Origin of the sequence: Microbacterium sp. NPDC089321, from assembly GCF_040684935.1 — a bacterium.
Classification (GTDB): Bacteria; Actinomycetota; Actinomycetes; order Actinomycetales; family Microbacteriaceae; genus Microbacterium.
Genome location: NZ_JBFBGX010000002.1, coordinates 420,952 through 437,759 on the forward strand (window position 1 = coordinate 420,952; position 16,808 = coordinate 437,759).

The 16,808-nt window shown below is 68.7% G+C and carries 15 protein-coding genes; 12 read left to right on the forward strand and 3 right to left on the reverse strand.

Going from position 1 to position 16,808, the window contains the following annotated elements; all coding sequences use genetic code 11:
• Positions 1 to 858, reverse strand: coding sequence for an A/G-specific adenine glycosylase (locus tag AB0N59_RS09995; protein WP_363484187.1), 858 nt, complete (start codon positions 856 to 858; stop codon positions 1 to 3).
• A gap of 85 nt (positions 859 to 943) precedes the next feature.
• Here AB0N59_RS09995 and AB0N59_RS10000 point away from each other — a divergent pair, with 85 nt between their 5' ends.
• From AB0N59_RS10000 to AB0N59_RS10030, 7 genes are all read left to right on the forward strand, one after another.
• Entirely contained in the window at positions 944 to 1,597 is a 654-nt protein-coding gene (locus AB0N59_RS10000) for a hypothetical protein (protein WP_363482317.1), read from the forward strand.
• Between the two features lie 19 nt (positions 1,598 to 1,616).
• Positions 1,617 to 2,510, forward strand: coding sequence for a tRNA pseudouridine(55) synthase TruB (truB, locus tag AB0N59_RS10005; RefSeq protein WP_363482320.1), 894 nt, complete (start codon positions 1,617 to 1,619; stop codon positions 2,508 to 2,510).
• Entirely contained in the window at positions 2,507 to 2,875 is a 369-nt protein-coding gene (locus tag AB0N59_RS10010) for a hypothetical protein (protein ID WP_363482323.1), read from the forward strand. The genes truB and AB0N59_RS10010 overlap by 4 nt, the downstream gene beginning before the upstream one ends.
• A gap of 71 nt (positions 2,876 to 2,946) precedes the next feature.
• Positions 2,947 to 3,339: a hypothetical protein gene (locus AB0N59_RS10015; protein WP_363484190.1), complete on the forward strand. Its 393-nt coding sequence runs from the start codon at positions 2,947 to 2,949 to the stop codon at positions 3,337 to 3,339.
• Positions 3,336 to 4,283 carry a bifunctional riboflavin kinase/FAD synthetase gene (locus AB0N59_RS10020; protein WP_363482326.1) on the forward strand — a complete coding sequence of 316 codons (948 nt, stop codon included), beginning with the start codon at positions 3,336 to 3,338 and terminating at the stop codon, positions 4,281 to 4,283. Before AB0N59_RS10015 ends, AB0N59_RS10020 begins: the two co-directional genes overlap by 4 nt.
• Positions 4,284 to 4,477: 194 nt before the next feature.
• Positions 4,478 to 6,628, forward strand: coding sequence for a DEAD/DEAH box helicase (locus AB0N59_RS10025; protein ID WP_363482329.1), 2,151 nt, complete (start codon positions 4,478 to 4,480; stop codon positions 6,626 to 6,628).
• Between the two features lie 220 nt (positions 6,629 to 6,848).
• The gene (locus AB0N59_RS10030) at positions 6,849 to 7,877 is read left to right on the forward strand and encodes a 6-phosphofructokinase (protein ID WP_363482332.1); all 1,029 of its coding nucleotides are present in this window, start codon (positions 6,849 to 6,851) and stop codon (positions 7,875 to 7,877) included.
• A gap of 93 nt (positions 7,878 to 7,970) precedes the next feature.
• On the opposite strand, the gene AB0N59_RS10035 is transcribed toward AB0N59_RS10030, so the two are convergent.
• Entirely contained in the window at positions 7,971 to 10,091 is a 2,121-nt protein-coding gene (locus AB0N59_RS10035; protein WP_363482335.1) for a S9 family peptidase, read from the reverse strand.
• A gap of 150 nt (positions 10,092 to 10,241) precedes the next feature.
• On the opposite strand from AB0N59_RS10035, the gene AB0N59_RS10040 reads away from it, so the two are divergent.
• The 4 genes from AB0N59_RS10040 to AB0N59_RS10055 all read left to right on the forward strand — a co-directional run bounded on the left by AB0N59_RS10040 (position 10,242) and on the right by AB0N59_RS10055 (position 14,522).
• Positions 10,242 to 11,702, forward strand: a complete 1,461-nt coding sequence (locus AB0N59_RS10040; protein WP_363482338.1) for an inorganic phosphate transporter — start codon at positions 10,242 to 10,244, stop codon at positions 11,700 to 11,702.
• Positions 11,699 to 12,031 (forward strand): peptidase, encoded by a 333-nt coding sequence (locus AB0N59_RS10045; protein WP_363482341.1) that lies wholly within the window; start codon positions 11,699 to 11,701, stop codon positions 12,029 to 12,031. The genes AB0N59_RS10040 and AB0N59_RS10045 overlap by 4 nt, the downstream gene beginning before the upstream one ends.
• 58 nt (positions 12,032 to 12,089) lie before the next feature.
• Positions 12,090 to 12,998 (forward strand): phosphodiesterase, encoded by a 909-nt coding sequence (locus AB0N59_RS10050; RefSeq protein ID WP_363482344.1) that lies wholly within the window; start codon positions 12,090 to 12,092, stop codon positions 12,996 to 12,998.
• Between the two features lie 63 nt (positions 12,999 to 13,061).
• Positions 13,062 to 14,522, forward strand: a complete 1,461-nt coding sequence (locus AB0N59_RS10055; RefSeq protein WP_363482347.1) for an aspartate ammonia-lyase — start codon at positions 13,062 to 13,064, stop codon at positions 14,520 to 14,522.
• A gap of 66 nt (positions 14,523 to 14,588) precedes the next feature.
• Here AB0N59_RS10055 and AB0N59_RS10060 read toward each other — a convergent pair whose 3' ends face one another.
• Positions 14,589 to 15,458, reverse strand: coding sequence for a fumarylacetoacetate hydrolase family protein (locus AB0N59_RS10060; protein WP_363482350.1), 870 nt, complete (start codon positions 15,456 to 15,458; stop codon positions 14,589 to 14,591).
• Positions 15,459 to 15,517: 59 nt separating this feature from the next.
• Between AB0N59_RS10060 and AB0N59_RS10065 the strand changes: the two genes are divergently transcribed.
• On the forward strand, positions 15,518 to 16,789 hold the full coding sequence (locus AB0N59_RS10065) for a PrsW family intramembrane metalloprotease (RefSeq protein WP_363482353.1): 1,272 nt from the start codon (positions 15,518 to 15,520) through the stop codon (positions 16,787 to 16,789).
• The last annotated feature ends 19 nt before the right edge of the window (positions 16,790 to 16,808 follow it).

Sequence of the window (16,808 nt, forward strand, 5' to 3'; positions counted from 1 at the left end):
TCAGCGGGGGAGCAGGAGCATGCCGTCGGCCGCCTCGATGAGGCCGTCGACCACGAGCGAATCGATCGCGCGGTCTCGCTGCGCAGTATCCGGCCAGTCGGCGACGACCTCGGAGGCCGGCAGTGCGTGACCGGACGCCTCGCGCAGGCTGCGCAGCACAGCTCCCCGCGCCTGTCGATCAGAGCCCTCGAACCGCGCCTGCCGCCGCCGTGTGTCGCCCGTGTCGGGTCGGCCTGCCGCGAGCCATGCGCAGGCGTATGCCACCGGGCAGGCGTCGCATCGCGGGCTCCGCGCCGTGCAGATGACCGCGCCGAGCTCCATCGTCGCTGCGTTGAACACCGCTGACTCCGCTTCGGACTCCGGCAGAAGCTCGCTCATGCGCGTCAGGTCGTGCTTGGCGGGCGGACCCGGCTGCGAGCGGCCGTCGACGACGCGGGCGATCACGCGACGGGTGTTGGTGTCGACGACAGGATGCCTGTCGCCGTAGTGGAAGACGGCGATGGCGCGTGCGGTGTACTCGCCGATGCCCGAGAGCGCCAGAAGCGCGGGTACGTCCCGAGGGACGATCCCGTCATGCCGTTCGACGATCTCGACCGCCGCGCGATGCAGCCACAGCGCACGCCTCGGGTAGCCGAGATTCGCCCACTGATGCACCACTTCGGCCGGCGTCGCAGAAGCCATGGCTGCCGGTGTGGGCCAGCGGTGCAACCAGGCCTCGAGGTGGGGGATGACCCTGTTCACCGGCGTCTGCTGCAGCATGAACTCGCTGACGAGGGTTCCCCAGGCGCCATAACGATCGGAGAACGCTCTCCGACGCCACGGCAGGTCGCGGGCCGCCTCTGAATACCATTCCACCAGGGCTGGACGCCACGCTGCTGCGGGGGATATCGGCAGGGGTGTCGGCACCACGCCAGCCTATTCGGCCGCTACGGAGGGTGAGCACATGACCAGTACGACGACGCGCAACATCATGCTTCTGGGAGCGGTGGTGATGACGGTCGCGCTCGGCGGCTGCGCGGCCACGCCCGCTCCGGCGGGGTCCGCAACCCCGACCTCCCCACCGGTGACATCGAGCGCGTCGCCGTCGCCGTCTGCCTCGCCTTCGGATGAGCCCACGCTCGACCTGAACGATCCCGCGACCTGGATCGTCACCCAGAGCTCGATCGGACCGGTGCAGCTCGGAGATCAGTTCTCGCAGGCGCGAAAGGCGGTGCCGACCTGGACGGTGGACGAGACGTGCTCCTGGGCCGCCTTCTGGAACGCGCCCGACCACTCTCAGACGGCGTACTTCGTGCACGACAGCTCGGAGCAGGACGGCGAGATCGACACCATCGACGTCGCGGCCCTCGTGCCGCTGGAGCCGGCGGACGGGCCTCGCACGCCAGAGGGCCTCGGCTTCGGATCGACTCGTGCTGAGGTGCTGGCTGCCTACCCGGATGCCGAGGAGCAGACGTCGACCATCGACGAAGCGAAGATGCTGCGGGTGGACGGTGCAGGCGATGGCTCGCTGTTCTTCACCTTCGGCCAGGGCGGCGACGCAGTGAGGGCCATCACGCTCACCGCTCTGGACGAACCGCCGTACGAGGTCTGCGGGTGACACGCTCTACGCTGGAGGGATGGTCTCACCCGGCATCCTGCTCGTCGACAAACCCGGCGGGCTGACCAGCCACGACGTCGTCGCCCGCACCAGACGCGCCTTCGGCACCCGCAGAGTCGGGCATGCGGGCACTCTCGATCCGATGGCGACCGGCCTCCTGGTGATCGGCATCGAAGGCGCGACCCGGTTGCTGACGTACATCGTGGGCGCCGACAAGACCTACACCGCGACGATCCGCCTTGGCGTCAGCACCACGACCGATGATGCCGAGGGTGACGTGGTCGAGTCGGCGAAGCCCGCGGCCCTCGAGACGGCTTCTGATGCACGCATCGGTGCGGGTATCGCCGCGCTCACAGGCGCGATCTCGCAGGTGCCCAGCTCCGTGTCAGCCATCAAGGTCGACGGCCGACGCGCATACGACCGGGTGCGTGCGGGTGAAGCGGTCGAGCTCGCCGCCAGGCAGGTGACCGTCTCACGCTTCGACGTGCTCGAGACGCGACGCGACGAGGCCGTCATCGACCTCGACGTCGTGGTCGACTGCTCTTCGGGAACCTACATCCGGGCCCTCGCCCGCGACCTCGGTGCGGCGCTCGGCGTGGGCGGACACCTCACCGCGCTGCGGCGAACCCGTGTAGGCGGGTTCGACATCGCGGGTGCCGTGAGTCTCGATCAGCTCGACGGAGCGACGACGCTGACGCCGGCCGCCGCAGCCGCCCGGACCATGCCCGTGCTCGATGTCACCGCGGACGAGGCCCGCGACCTTCGCCACGGCAAGCGGCTGAGCGGGCAGGCGAGCCGTCTGCAGGCATCGGAGGTCGCGGCGATCGATCCCGACGGCAGGCTGGTCGGCGTCGTAGAGGCACGAGGCCGAGACATCAAGAGCGCCATGAACATGCCGGAGGTGCACGGATGATCCTCTGGTTCACCCTCACGCAGATCGCCGTGGCGTGCGCCGCCGGCGTCTTCTGCGTGGCGGCCGGTCTCGCAGGCCGACGGCCGAGCGACTGGACCGTCGGCAGTCTGCTGCTGGTCGAGCTGCTGCTCATCGCCCAGGTGATCGTCGCGATCGTCGCGCCGCTCGCCGGCAACCCGCCCACCGGAGATCTTCTCGAGTTCTGGGTGTATCTGATCTCGGCGGCGCTGCTGCCCATCGGCGGTACGGCCTGGGCGCTGCTGGATCGAACGCGGTGGAGCACCGTCATCCTGGGCGTGATCGGGCTGTCTCTGGCCATCATGCTGTGGCGGATGCAGGCCATCTGGACGCTGCAGGTCGCGTGACGCCGCCGGTCGAGGGTGCCCACGAGCGTAAGATGGACGATGCAATGTCCCACACCGTTTCGCGCACCCGGATGACGGGCATCGGCAGAGTCCTCGTCATCGTCTACGCCGTGATGGCGCTCGCTGCCACAGGCCGCAGCTTCGTCCAGATCGTCCGGCGCTTCGACGAGGCACCTTTCGCGTACAGCCTGTCGGCGCTGGCGGCGGTCGTGTACATCCTCGCGACGCTCGCCCTCGTGCTCGCACACCGGCGCGGCTGGTACACAGTCGCGTGGGTGGCGATCGTCTTCGAGCTCACGGGTGTCGTCGTCGTCGGGGCGCTCAGCCTGCTCGCCCCGGCACTGTTCGGCCACGACAGCGTGTGGTCCTACTTCGGGATGGGGTATCTCTTCGTGCCGCTCGTGCTGCCCGTCTTCGGACTGTGGTGGCTGCGTACGCACCGCCCCGAGGGGGAGAGGGCATGATCGTCTTCCGCGACCCGTCCGAGGTGCCTGCCGACTTCGGGCGCTCGGTCGTCGCGATCGGCAAGTTCGACGGAGTGCATGTCGGGCACCGCGCCGTGATCGATCGCATGCGCGAAGACGCCCGCGCTGTCGGCGCGCGCACCGTTGCGGTCACCTTCGACCGGAACCCGCTCGAGGTCCTTCGCCCTGAGCTGTGCCCCGAGAACGTCGTGGCGACCGAGCGCAAGATCGAACTGCTCGGCGAGCTCGACCTCGATGCCACGCTGGTGCTGACGTTCGACCGGGCTCTCGCTTCCCTGCCCGCCGAGGACTTCGTTCGAGACATCCTCGTCGACGCGCTGCACGCGACCACGATCCTCGTCGGCCGCGACTTCCGATTCGGGCGCGGAGGCGCCGGCGACCCGGAGCTGCTTCAGAAGCTCGGTCCGCAGCACGACTTCACGGTCGATGTGGTGGATGACGTCACCCCCGAAGGGGGAGGAAGACGTGTGTCGTCGACCTGGGTGCGCGAACTGCTCGCCGCAGGAGACGTCGCGCAGGCTGCCGCCGTCCTCGGGCGCCCGGTGAGCGTCACCGGCGAAGTGGTGCACGGGCTCAAGCGCGGCCGCGAGCTCGGATTCCCGACCGCCAACCTGTCGGAGGTGATCGACGCCCTCGCGCCCGCGGACGGCGTGTACGCCGGCTGGCTTGTCGACCACGACACCGGCATCCGGCACCCCGCGGCGATCTCGGTGGGAACGAACCCCACCTTCGACGACGTCGACCGGCGACAGGTCGAGGCGCACGTGCTCGATGCGACCGGGCTCGACCTCTACGGCCACCGGGTGACGGTCGAGTTCACCCATCACCTGCGCGGGATGGTGGCGTTCGAGGGGATGGAGTCGCTCATCGCGCAGATCGCCGACGACGTCGCGGTCGCTCGCGATCGCCTCGCGCTCGGCTGATCGCGCTGCCCTCGGCGACTCGTCGGGGTTTTACCGGGCCGGATGGCCTAAACTCGAATCAGTGCTCGTCGACAGCCGCCATGTGCGTGCAGCCGAGCACGCATATCCGCACGGTCCTGGCTGGCGCCACACGCGGATGACAGCAACGAACCGAAGGCCGCTTCGGCACTTCGGCACTCACGCTCAGGAGGAGCATGCCGAGCACGGCGACCGCCGCCCCGCGGCGAAAGAAGACGTCCCGTCGAGATGAAGAGGCGCCACTGATCCCGATCCTCGCCCGCAAGGTGCGCGAGATCGAGGCCAAGGCGCAGCGCGCGAAGCTGGGCCCGACCAACCGGGTCAAGTTCCAGGTGATCGCGTTCCTGGTGCGCGAGGAGCGCGCACGGGTGAAGGCCGACAGCGAGCTCACGGATGCCGCCCGCGCAGAACTGCTCAAGCGGCTGGACGGCGTGGCCACCATCCTCGCCAAGACCGCCGCGCGGGACACCTCGCTCATCCAGCTGCTCGAGGCGGATCAGGCGACGTCCCCGGTCGCCAAGCGCATGCGCCGTGACTGGCTGCTCGAGTCGGGGGCGGAACTGGCGCCCGAAGAGCTCGTGATCACCGACATCGCCCCGATCATCCAGACGCCGGTCGTGCCGGCGGCACTCGCAGAGAAGCAGGTCACTCCGCCCTCGGTCGAGTCTCGCCTGCTGGCATCCCCCTTCCTCGCACCGGATCTCACCCCTCGCGCGACCGCCGTGCCTCGGCGTCGTCTCGACGGCTGGGAGCTGATGGGGCCGCTCTACAAGGCGTTCGAGACAGGAGCAGGCGGGGGAGCGGCCAGCATGGAGCTGCCACCGACCCCCGAGTACGACCACATCTCGCCTAAGGGCCGCGAGGTCATGGTTCACCAGTCGCGCTTCGTCGAGGCGGTTCGCGGTGGCCACCGCAGCTTCCTGCTCGCTGACGAGCCGGGCCTCGGCAAGACCGCCCAGTCGGTGCTCGCGGCGTCGGTCGCGAACGCGTACCCGCTGCTCGTCGTCGTGCCCAACGTCGTGAAGATGAACTGGGCGCGCGAGGTCGAGCGCTGGACTCCGCAGCGTCGCGCAGCGGTGATCCAGGGCGACGGAGCCGACATCGACGCGTTCGCCGATGTCTTCATCGTCAACTACGAGATCCTCGACCGGCATCTGTCGTGGCTGGGCTCGATCGGCCTGAAGGGCATGGTGGTCGACGAGGCGCACTTCATCAAGAACCTGTCGTCGCAGCGTTCGCAGAACGTGCTGGCACTCGCCGGCCGGATCCGCGATCGAGAGCGCAACCCGCTCATGCTCGCGCTGACCGGAACTCCGCTGATCAACGACGTCGAGGACTTCGATGCGATCTGGCGCTTCCTCGGCTGGACCAACGGCGAGAAGCCCGCTCCGGCGCTGATGGAGAAGCTGGATGCGACCGGCCTGACCCCTGCCGACAAGTCGTTCTACGCCGAGGCGCGCGACGCGGTCATCTCGATGGGCATCGTTCGGCGCAAGAAGAAGGACGTCGCCGCAGACCTGCCGGACAAGCTGATCGCCGACCTGCCCGTGCAGCTGGACGACGAGTTCGGCCGCGGCATCCGGGCAGCCGAGCGCGAGCTGGGGGAGCGGATGGCGGCCAAGTACCGTCGTATCGTCGAGGCGCGCACGGCGACCCATGGGCCTTCCGTGGGAGCGGGGGAGATCGACGACGACATCGTGCGTCTCGTGGCCCACAACGAGCTCGAGGAGTCCAAGGCCGCCGGGGCCGGTGGAGACAACGTCTTCACGATGGTCCGCAAGATCGGCCAGGCCAAGGCTCTGCTGGCTGCCGACTATGCGGCCCAGCTGCAGCGGTCGGTCGAGAAGGTCGTGTTCTTCGCCAAGCACGTCGACGTGATGGATCAGGCCGAGGCGCACTTCGCCGCCGCCGGGATCAAGTCGGTATCGATCCGCGGTGACCAGACCACGCCCGTCCGTCAGCAGGCGATCGACGCGTTCAACACCGACCCGGAGGTCGGCGTCGCGGTCTGCTCGCTCACGGCGGCCGGCGTCGGCGTGAACCTTCAGGTCGCGTCGAACGTCGTCCTCGCCGAGCTGAGCTGGACCGCAGCCGAGCAGACCCAGGCGATCGATCGCGTGCACCGCATCGGTCAGGACGAGCCGGTGACCGCATGGCGGATCATCGCGGCGCACACCCTCGACACCAAGATCGCCGAGCTCATCGACCAGAAGCAGGGCCTCGCCGCCCGCGCTCTCGACGGCGAGGCCGTCGCAGACGAGCCCGGCGAGTCGGTGCAGCTGGCCGCTCTCATGCACCTGCTGCGAGAGGCTCTCGGCGGCGAGTGACACACTCCCGAGAATGGGCGTTAAGAACCTCGGTTCTTAGCGCCCATTTTCTGTTGAACGGGCGCGTATCGACCAAGAACCGGTGATCGGCGCCCGTGGTGCGGCAAGATCGGTCATTTTCGCGGCCTTCGAATGGCTTCTCGGCGCGATCACCACTAGGGTCGACAACGGGCAGCGTCGCCTCCTCTACCCCTTTCCCTTGAAGCGCGAAGGCACCAGCATGAAGATCGGCATCCTCACCAGCGGCGGCGATTGTCCCGGGCTCAACGCGGTCATCCGCGGCATCGTGCTCAAGGGCACGACCAACCATCACCTCGAGTTCGTCGGGATCCGCGACGGATGGCGCGGCGTGGTCGACGGAGACTTCTTCCCCCTCACCAGGCACGAGGTGAAGGGCCTGTCGAAGGTCGGCGGAACGATCCTCGGCACGAGCCGCACCAACCCCTACGAGGGTCCGCGCGGCGGCGCCGAGAAGATCGCGAAGACGCTTGCCGCACACGGCATCGACGGCGTCGTCGCGATCGGAGGAGAGGGCACCCTGGCTGCGGCCGACCGCCTGTCGAAGGACGGCATCAAGGTGCTCGGCGTCCCCAAGACGATCGACAACGACCTGCACGCGACCGACTACTCGTTCGGCTTCGACACCGCGGTCAACATCGCCACCGACGCCATGGACCGCCTGCGGACGACGGGCGACTCGCACCAGCGCTGCATGGTCGCCGAGGTCATGGGCCGGCACGTGGGATGGATCGCCCTGCACGCGGGCATGGCCTCCGGGGCTCACGTGATCTGCATCCCCGAGGTGCCCATGTCGATGGACGAGATCTGCGACCTCGTCACGAGCGCGCATGATCGGGGCCGCGCTCCGCTCGTCGTCGTGTCGGAGGGCTTCACCCTGACCGGTATGGACGAGGCGTACAGTGACAAGGGTCTCGACGCGTTCAACCGCCCGCGACTCGGCGGCATCAGCGAGATCCTCGCTCCCGAGATCGAGCGCCGCACCGGCATTGAGACCCGCTCGACCGTGCTCGGCCACATCCAGCGCGGTGGCTCGCCCTCGGGCTTCGACCGCGTGCTCGCGACGCGACTCGGCCTCAACGCCGCCGATGCGCTGGTAGAGGAGTGCTGGGGCCAGATGGTCGCCATGCGCGGCACCGACATCGTGCGGGTGCCGTTCGCCGATGCGCTCGGAGAGCTGAAGACCGTGCCGCGCGAGCGCTACGACGAGGCCGCCGCGCTCTTCGGCTGACGCCCGACCGCTGCGCGGAGACCCGCTGAGATCCGGATGCCCGCCACCAGGGCATCCGGACCTGCCCGATTCACCGGATCGCGGCGAGCCCGGTCAGTCGGCCAGGCCGAGCACGTCGAGCAGCCAGGCGAGCTCGAACGCCCGCTCCCGCCACGAGTTGTAGCGTCCGCTGACGCCACCGTGCCCTGCGGACATCTCGCACTTCATCATCACGTCCGCTGCGCCCGCGTAGCGCAGGGCAGCGACCCACTTCGCCGGCTCGACGTACAGCACCCGGGTGTCGTTGAGCGAAGTCATGGCGAGGATCCTCGGGTAGGCGGCGCCCTCGCGGATGTTCTCGTACGGGGTGTACGACTTCATGTACGCGTACACCTCGGGGTCGTGCAGCGGGTCACCCCACTCGTCCCACTCGACGACCGTCAGCGGCAGCGAGGGGTCGAGGATCGAGGTGAGCGCGTCGACGAACGGCACACCGGCGAGGATGCCGGCGAACAGCTCGGGCGCGAGGTTGGCGACGGCGCCCATCAGCAGGCCTCCCGCACTGCCGCCCTCCGCCACCATCCGCTGCGGCGTCGTCACGCCGGCGTCGACGAGGTGCTGCGCGCACGCGATGAAGTCGGTGAAGGTGTTGCGCTTATACAGCTCCTTGCCCTGCTCGTACCAGGCACGGCCCATCTCGCCGCCACCGCGGACGTGCGCGACCGCGAACACGACGCCACGGTCGAGCATCGACAGCCGCATGGTCGAGAAACCAGGATCGATGGAGTGCTCGTACGAGCCGTAACCGTACAGGTGCAGGGCCCGCGGCTCGTCGCCGGGGTCGCCGAACGATCGGTTCCAGACCAGCGAGATCGGAACCTGTGCGCCATCGGGCGCGGTCGCCCACACCCGCTGCTGACCGTAGTCCGCCGAGTCGTACCCGCCGAGCACCGCCATCTGCTTGCGCAGGTGCTTCTCTCCTGTGGCGACCTCGAGATCGAGCACCTGCGACGGCGTGACGAACGAGGTGTAGGTCATCCGCAGGAAGGGGGAGTGCCATTCCGGGTTGCCGCTGAAGTACGCGTCGAACAGCGGCTCGTCGAACTCGACCTCGTCGAGCGCACCCGTGGCGAGGTCCATGACGCCCGCGCGCACCAGACCCTCGCTGCGGTACTCGAGCGTCGCGAAGTCGCGGAAGCAGTCCACGTCGATGATGCGCCTGCCCGGCCGGTGCGCCATGAGCACACGGCGATCGCCCTGCGGGTCGGATGCCGCGACCGAGACGAGCTCGAAATCGAGGGCGTCGTCATTGTGCAGGATGAAGAGGCGGTCCTCCCCGTCGACGACAGCGTGGTCGACCGAGTACTCGACACCGTCTCGCCGCGGCCAGACGACGCGTGCCTCCGCGTGCTCGGGATCGGCACGGAGGTCGGCGAGGTCGATCAGCAGCTCCTCGCTGGTGACCTTCGACCCGAGTCCGATCACGAGGTAGCGACGGCTGCGGGTGATGCCGGCGCCCATCCAGAACCGCTCGTCGGGCTCGTGGAACAGCTTGATGTCGGCATCGACCGGCGTGCCGATGCGGTGCAGCCACAGGGTGTCGGGCCGCCACGCCTCGTCGCGCGTCGTGTAGAGGATGGCGGTGCCGTCCGGGGTGAAGAACGCCTGGCCGGTGTCGGGGATGACGTCGTCGAGCTTGTCGCCGGTCACGAGGTCGCGAACGTGCACGGTGTAGAGCTCCGACCCCTCGACGTCGACGGCCCAGAGCAGCCGGGTGCCGTCGTCGGACACGTCGAAGGCTCCGAGCGAGAAGAACTCGTGTCCCTCTGCCTCGATGTTGCCGTCGAGAAGCACCTCCTCGCCGGGGACCGGAGAACCGGGCTCGAGCACGGGGGGAGTCCAGTCGTCGCCGGTGGCCGCTGTGCGGCAGTGGATGCCGTACTGCGCACCCTCCTCGGTGCGGCCGTAGAACCACCAGTCGCCGCGACGGGTGGGCACCGACAGGTCGGTCTCCTGCACCCGGGACCTGACCTCCTGGAACAGCTTCTCCCGCAGCGTCTCAAGATGCGCCGTTCGGGCTTCGGTGTAGGCGTTCTCGGCCTCCAGGTGCGCGATGACCTCGCCGTCCTCCTTGACGCGGAGCCACTCGTAGGCGTCGTCGAAACGGTCGCCGTGATGGGAGCGGGTGGTGATGCGGCGGGCGGCCTCGGGCGGCCGGATGCTGGTGTCGGTCACCCTGCCACGCTACCCGGCGAGTTGACCATGACGGGGCAGGGTGGGAGGATTCATGAGGGTCCTTTAACGGATGACAAACCCACGGTGAACTCTTCGTTCGTCACAGCCGAGCTCTCGGCCCCTCCCTGGCAGTCCCAACGAAAGAGACCGGTGGAAACCGCAGCCCTCGTCGTCGTGCTGGTCATCGCGCTGGCACTCTTCTTCGACTTCACCAACGGATTCCATGACACCGCGAACGCGATGGCGACGCCCATCGCCACCGGCGCGCTCAAGCCGAAGACCGCGGTGCTCCTGGCAGCAGTCCTGAACCTCATCGGCGCCTTCCTGTCGACGGAGGTGGCGAAGACCGTCTCCGGCGGCATCGTCCGGGAAGACGCGATCAGCAAGATGGGCGCGGAGGTGTTCCTCCCGCTGATCTTCGCCGGCCTGATCGGCGCGATCACCTGGAACATGCTCACCTGGCTGCTGGGCCTTCCCTCGAGCTCGTCGCACGCCCTGTTCGGCGGCCTGATCGGCGCGACCCTCGTGGGTGTGGGCGCGACGGGCATCGACTTCGGCATGGTGCTGTCGAAGATCATCCTCCCGGCCGTCATCGCACCGCTCACCGCCGGGCTCATCGCGTTCGCAGCGACCAAGGTCGCCTACGGCGTCACCCGCCGGTACGACGGGAAGCCCGACGGCCGCTCCGGCTTCCGCTGGGGACAGATCTTCACCTCCTCGCTCGTCGCGCTCGCGCACGGCACGAACGACGCGCAGAAGACGATGGGCGTCATCACCCTCGCCCTGATCACGATCGGGTGGCAGTCGGGGGTGCATCACGAGCCGCAGCTGTGGGTCATCATCGCGTGTGCCTTCACGATCGCGCTCGGCACGTACCTGGGCGGCTGGCGCATCATCCGCACCCTCGGCAAGGGGCTCACCGAGGTCAAGCCGGCACAGGGCTTCGCGGCTGAGAGCTCGACCGCAGCGACCATCCTCGCCTCGAGCGCTCTCGGCTTCGCCCTGTCGACCACCCAGGTCGCCTCCGGCTCGGTGATCGGCTCGGGGCTCGGCCGCCGCGGCGCCACCGTGCGCTGGGCCACCGCCGGCCGCATCGCGATCGGCTGGCTGCTCACGCTTCCCGCAGCCGGCGGTGTCGGTGCTCTCGCCGCCCTGCTCGTGATCTGGCTCGGCACCTGGGGCGTCGCGATCGACGCCGTGCTGGCCCTGGTCATCATCGTCGGACTCTTCCTGTACTCGCGCCGCAACGAGGTCACGCACGCCAACGCGATGAGCGACGTCGCCGAGTCGGGTCTCGCCGTCGATCAGCCCGAGGTGCCCGGGCCCACGCGCCGCGCGACCCGCATCGAGCTGATGCGCGCCCTCGAGCGCGCAGAGCGCAAGGCTGATGAAGCCGAGCGCGCCGCCCGCCGCGCGAAGAAGCTGAAGAAGGTCGGTGCCTCGCCGGCCGAGGTGAAGGCCGCGAAGCGCGCGGCGCAGAAGGCCGCCGAGAAGTTCGCCGAGGCCGAGCGCGCAGCCCAGGAATGGGAGCTGCTGAGCGCGAGCCGCAAGGAGCGCGCGAAGCTCGCCGAATGGGACATCGCGGTCGACGAGCAGGAGGACGCACGATGATCTCGATCGACTGGATCGCCTTCCTCAACGTCTTCGGCGCCGCACTGCTCGGTGCCGGATCGATCGTGCTCTTCTATGCCCTGGGTCTGCGGATGCTGGTGCGCGCGGGTCGCGTGCCGGTCGTGACCCCGGTGGAGTTCACGGATGCCATCACCGTGCTCTCCGAGAAGGAGATCAGGCGCGCCGCCAAGCAGGCCGAGAAGGCCGCCAGGAAGAGCCCGCTGAGCGAGGGCCAGAAGACGCTCGCCTTCGTCGCCGCGATCGCGTGCTTCGCCCTGTGCGCCCTCGCGGTGATCGGCGGCATCCTGCTCATCGTCCTCGGGCACTGACGCGGCCCTCGCGCCCGACCGCTGGGCGCTGCGGCGGGCCCGGCTCTAGGCTTGGGCCATGTCAGCTCCGTTCGCCTTCGGCAGCCACGACCCGGCGACCCACGTGGTCGTGCACCTCAGTGATCCGCATCTGCTCGCAGACGGCGGCCGGCTGGGGGAGCGCTACGACGTCGAGCGCAACCTGGACCGCACCCTCGACGCCATCCGGTCGACGCACTGCGAACCCGCGGCCGTCGTGGTGACCGGTGATCTCGCGGATCTCGGTGAGCCGGATGCGTATCGTCGGCTTCGCGCCGCCGTCGAGCCCTTCGCGGCGGAGCTGGGTTGCCCCGTGATCTGGGTGGCGGGCAACCACGACGAGCGCCCGGCCATGCGACAGCATCTCCTCGACCTGACGCCCACCGAGCAGCCGGTCACAGGTGTCTGGGATCTGCGCGGACTGCGACTGGTCGCACTCGACACGAGCGTGCCGGGCTGGCATCACGGCGACCTCGACGTCGACCAGCTCGACTGGCTGCGCGACGTGCTGAGCGAGCCCGCGCCGCACGGGACGATCCTCGCGATGCACCACCCGCCGGTGCCCAGCCACATCCCGCTCTTCGACATCCTCGAGCTGCGCCACCAGGACGAGCTCGCGCGCGTCATCCACGGCACTGACGTGCGGGCGATCCTCGCCGGTCACCTGCACTACTCCTCACACGGGACGTTCGCAGGCGTGCCTGTCAGCGTCGCATCGGCCACCTGCTACACCATGAACGTGGCTCGGCCGGCGGTGGAGGTCAACGGCATGGACGCGGCGCAGGCGTTCCAGCTCGTGCACGTCTACCGCGACACCATCACGCACACCGTCGTGCCCGTCGTCGAGGCGCCCACCGGAGACTTCTTCACACGCGAGTGGGCCGAGCGGATGGCATCCCTCACCCCCGAACAGCGACTCGAGGTGTTCTCTCGCAAGCCCGGTCGCTGAAGCGTCATAGACTGGAGACATCCCCCGAATCACTGATCGCCACTACCCCCACAAGGATGTGACATGGCCTCGTCTGAGCCTGTTGTTACCCGCACAGAAACCGATTCGATCGGAAGCCTCGAGATCCCGGCGGATGCGTACTACGGCGTCCACACGCTGCGCGCCGAGCAGAACTTCCCCATCACCAAGCGCCCCATCTCGGTGTATCCCGACCTCGTGCGCGGCCTCGCGATGGTCAAGCAGGCCAGCGCCCGCGCCAACAAGGAGATCGGGGTCCTCGACCCCGAGAAGGCCGATCTGATCGATGCCGCCTCGCAGCGAGTGATCGACGGGGAGTTCCACGACCAGTTCATCGTGGGCGTGATCCAGGGCGGGGCGGGCACCTCGACGAACATGAACGCGAACGAGGTCATCACCAACATCGCGCTCGAGATGGCAGGACGCGAGAAGGGCGACTACTCGTTCCTGTCGCCGATCGACCACACGAACCGCAGTCAGTCCACCAACGACGTCTACCCGACCGCGGTGAAGATCGGTCTCTCGCTGAACCTCGTCTCGCTCCTCGACGAGCTCGACCTGCTGCGCAAGTCGTTCCTGGGCAAGGCGAACGAGTTCCACGACGTGCTCAAGGTCGGCCGCACACAGCTTCAGGATGCTGTGCCCATGACGCTCGGTCAGGAGTTCAACGGATTCGCGACGACCCTCGGCGAGGATCACAGCCGACTCACCGAGAACGCGTCGCTCCTCACCGAGATCAACATGGGCGCCACGGCGATCGGCACGGGCATCACGACTCATCCCGACTACGCGCCGACCGTGCTCAAGCACCTGCGTGAGATCAGCGGCCTCGACCTCAGCACCGCCACCGACCTCGTCGAGGCGACCAGCGACACCGGTGCCTTCATGTCGTTCTCATCGTCGCTGAAGCGCAACGCCATCAAGCTGTCGAAGATCTGCAACGACCTTCGCCTTCTCTCGTCTGGTCCGCAGGCCGGCATCGGCGAGATCAACCTGCCCGCCATGCAGGCCGGCTCCAGCATCATGCCCGGGAAGGTCAATCCGGTCATTCCGGAAGCGGTCAACCAGGTCGCGTTCGCCGTCGCGGGCGCCGATGTCACGGTCACCATGGCCGTGGAGGGCGGTCAGCTGCAGCTGAACGCTTTCGAGCCGGTCATCGCGCACTCGATCTTCCAGTCGATCACCTGGATGCGTCAGGCGATGTGGACGCTTCGGGTCAACTGCGTCGACGGCATCACCGCCAACCGCGAGCGCCTCGGTGCCATGGTGGGCGCGTCGGTCGGCGTCGTCACGGCGCTGACTCCGTTCATCGGCTACGCGGCCTCCGCCGCGCTCGCCAAGACGGCGCTGCTCACCAACCGGAACGTGGCCGATCTGGTCGTCGAGGCGGGGCTGATGTCGCGCGAAGAGGTCATGAAGCAGATCTCGCCGGCGCGGCTGTCGGGTCTCGAGACCGTGACCGCGGCGATCCCCGTGATCGCTGCGGAGGACCTCCCCGAGAGCTGACCCCGGACCATACGGAGAGAGGTGGGCGCCCGCGGCACCCACCTCTCTTCGTGTATGCGCCGGTGATCAGTCGATCATGCGGCAGTGCGTGGTCAGCTCGCCGATGCCGTCGACTCCGACGGTGACGGTGGATCCGTCACGGAGGAAGATCTGCGGGTCACGCGAGTACCCCGCCCCGCCCGGGCTGCCGGTGGAGATCAGAGTGCCGGGCTGCAGGGTTGCCGACGACGAGAGGTGGGAGATGAGCGTGGCGACGCTGCGCACCATCTGATCGGTGCTGGCGTCCTGCACCGTCTGTCCGTCGACGATGGCCCAGATGTGCAGATCCTGCGGGTCGGCGATCTCATCCGCGGTGACGACGACAGGGCCGGTGGGGGTGAACCCGTCGAACGACTTGCAGCGTGACCACTGCGCCTCGGCGAACTGGATGTCACGCGCGGTGATGTCGTTGACCACGGTGTAGCCCCAGACGCTGTCCAGCGCTTCGTCGGTCGAGACGTCCTTCGCGGCTCGCCCGATGATCACCCCGAGCTCGGCCTCGTAATCGACCGACTCGCTGAGGGCCCGCGGCCACGAGGTGGTCGCCTCGTGGGCTCCGAGGGAGTTCGGCCACAGCGTGAACACTGTGGGCGCGGTGTCGGTCTTCAGTCCGAGCTCGCTGGAATGGGCGGCGTAGTTGAGGCCCACGGCCAGGATGATCGGCGGGGCGATGACGGCGGGACCGAAGCGCAGGTCGGTCAACGGATGCCGGGGTGCGTCGCCTTCGGCGAATGCGCCGCGGACTCGCTCGAGCAGTTCGTCACCGCCCTCGATGAGCTGCTGCAGGGTCATGGGGGCGGGAGAGAGGAGGTCGCTGACGAGGATCGCCTCGTCGCCGTCGATGACGGCGAGCTGCAGGGCGTCGGAATCGCGAGCGCTCAGGTGGGCGAAACGCATGTCTCTACGGTACCGGGCGCGGTGCCGCCCGTGGCAGAGGCGGCCAATAGGCTTTGGGCATGAGCTTTGGAGGACAGCCCCCGGCCGCGCAGCCGTCGGATCCCGTGTACGGACAGCCCCCGCGGCCTCTGCGCCCGCAGTCGGGCGGCACTCGCTCGCTGTCGAGCGGCCCGTTCCCCACTCTGCTCGCCGGTCCGACGGCGTACGCACCGCCCACACCGGCTGCGCCCGCGCCGGCTCCGGCTATGCCCGCCCTTCCCATGCCCGCACGGCGAGGCCGCAGCGCCTCGGTGTGGGCATTCGGCGCTCTGGGGTTCGCGATGCTCGCGCTCATCGCCTACTTCGCGCTCTTCCTCGGCGCGGGCGCCTCGATCGTCGGCCTGGTGCTCGCGCTCGTGCCTCTTGCGATCGTGCTCACCGGCGTTCGGCTCATCGACCGGTGGGAGCCCGAGCCCAAGAGCCTCATGATCTTCGCCCTCGCATGGGGAGCCGTCGCGGCGGTCGGCATCACCCTGCTCGTCGATCTCGCACTCACCCTGGCTGTGGGGCTGCGCACCGAGTTCTTCAGCGCGGTGATCCAGGCCCCCGTCATCGAGGAGATCGCCAAGGGGCTCGGGGTGCTGCTGGTGTTCGTCATCGGTCGCAGAGCCTTCGACGGCCCCGTCGACGGGGTGGTCTACGGCGCCCTCGTCGGCGCGGGATTCGCCTTCACCGAGAACATCCAGTACTTCGGCACGAGCCTGATCGACGGCGGTGCAGGGCAGCTCACTCTCACCTTCGTGCTGCGGGGACTGGTGTCGCCGTTCGCTCACGCGATGTTCACCGCGCTGACGGGTTTCGCGATCGGCCTGGCCGCGCGTCGCGGTGCGACCACCGCGACGGCTCTGGGATCGGGCGCACTCGGACTGCTCGGTGCCATCGCGCTGCACGCCTACTGGAACGGGTCGTCCCTGCTGGGTGACTTCCTCGCGCTCTACGTCAGCACGCAGGTGCCGCTGTTCATCGGCTTCATCGTGGCGATCCTCGCTCTGCGGCGGGAGGAGGCGCGTCTGACGCGCGTTCGGCTCGGCGACTACGCGGCAGCGGGCTGGTTCACTCCGCAGGAGGTCGAGATGCTCGCCACGCCCGGGGGCCGACGGACGGGTCTGCAATGGGCATCCGGTCTTCGCGGAGATCGTCGCGACGTCATGCAGCAGTTCATCCGCGATGCGGCCGCGCTGGCGGCCGTGCGGCAGCGAGCGATCACTGGCCGCGACCCGCTCGCGGCGGCCGACGAGCACGCGCTGCTGATGCGAACCCGCGATGCCAGGGCTCGACTGCTCGCATACTGAGAGCCGCTGACCACTGCCG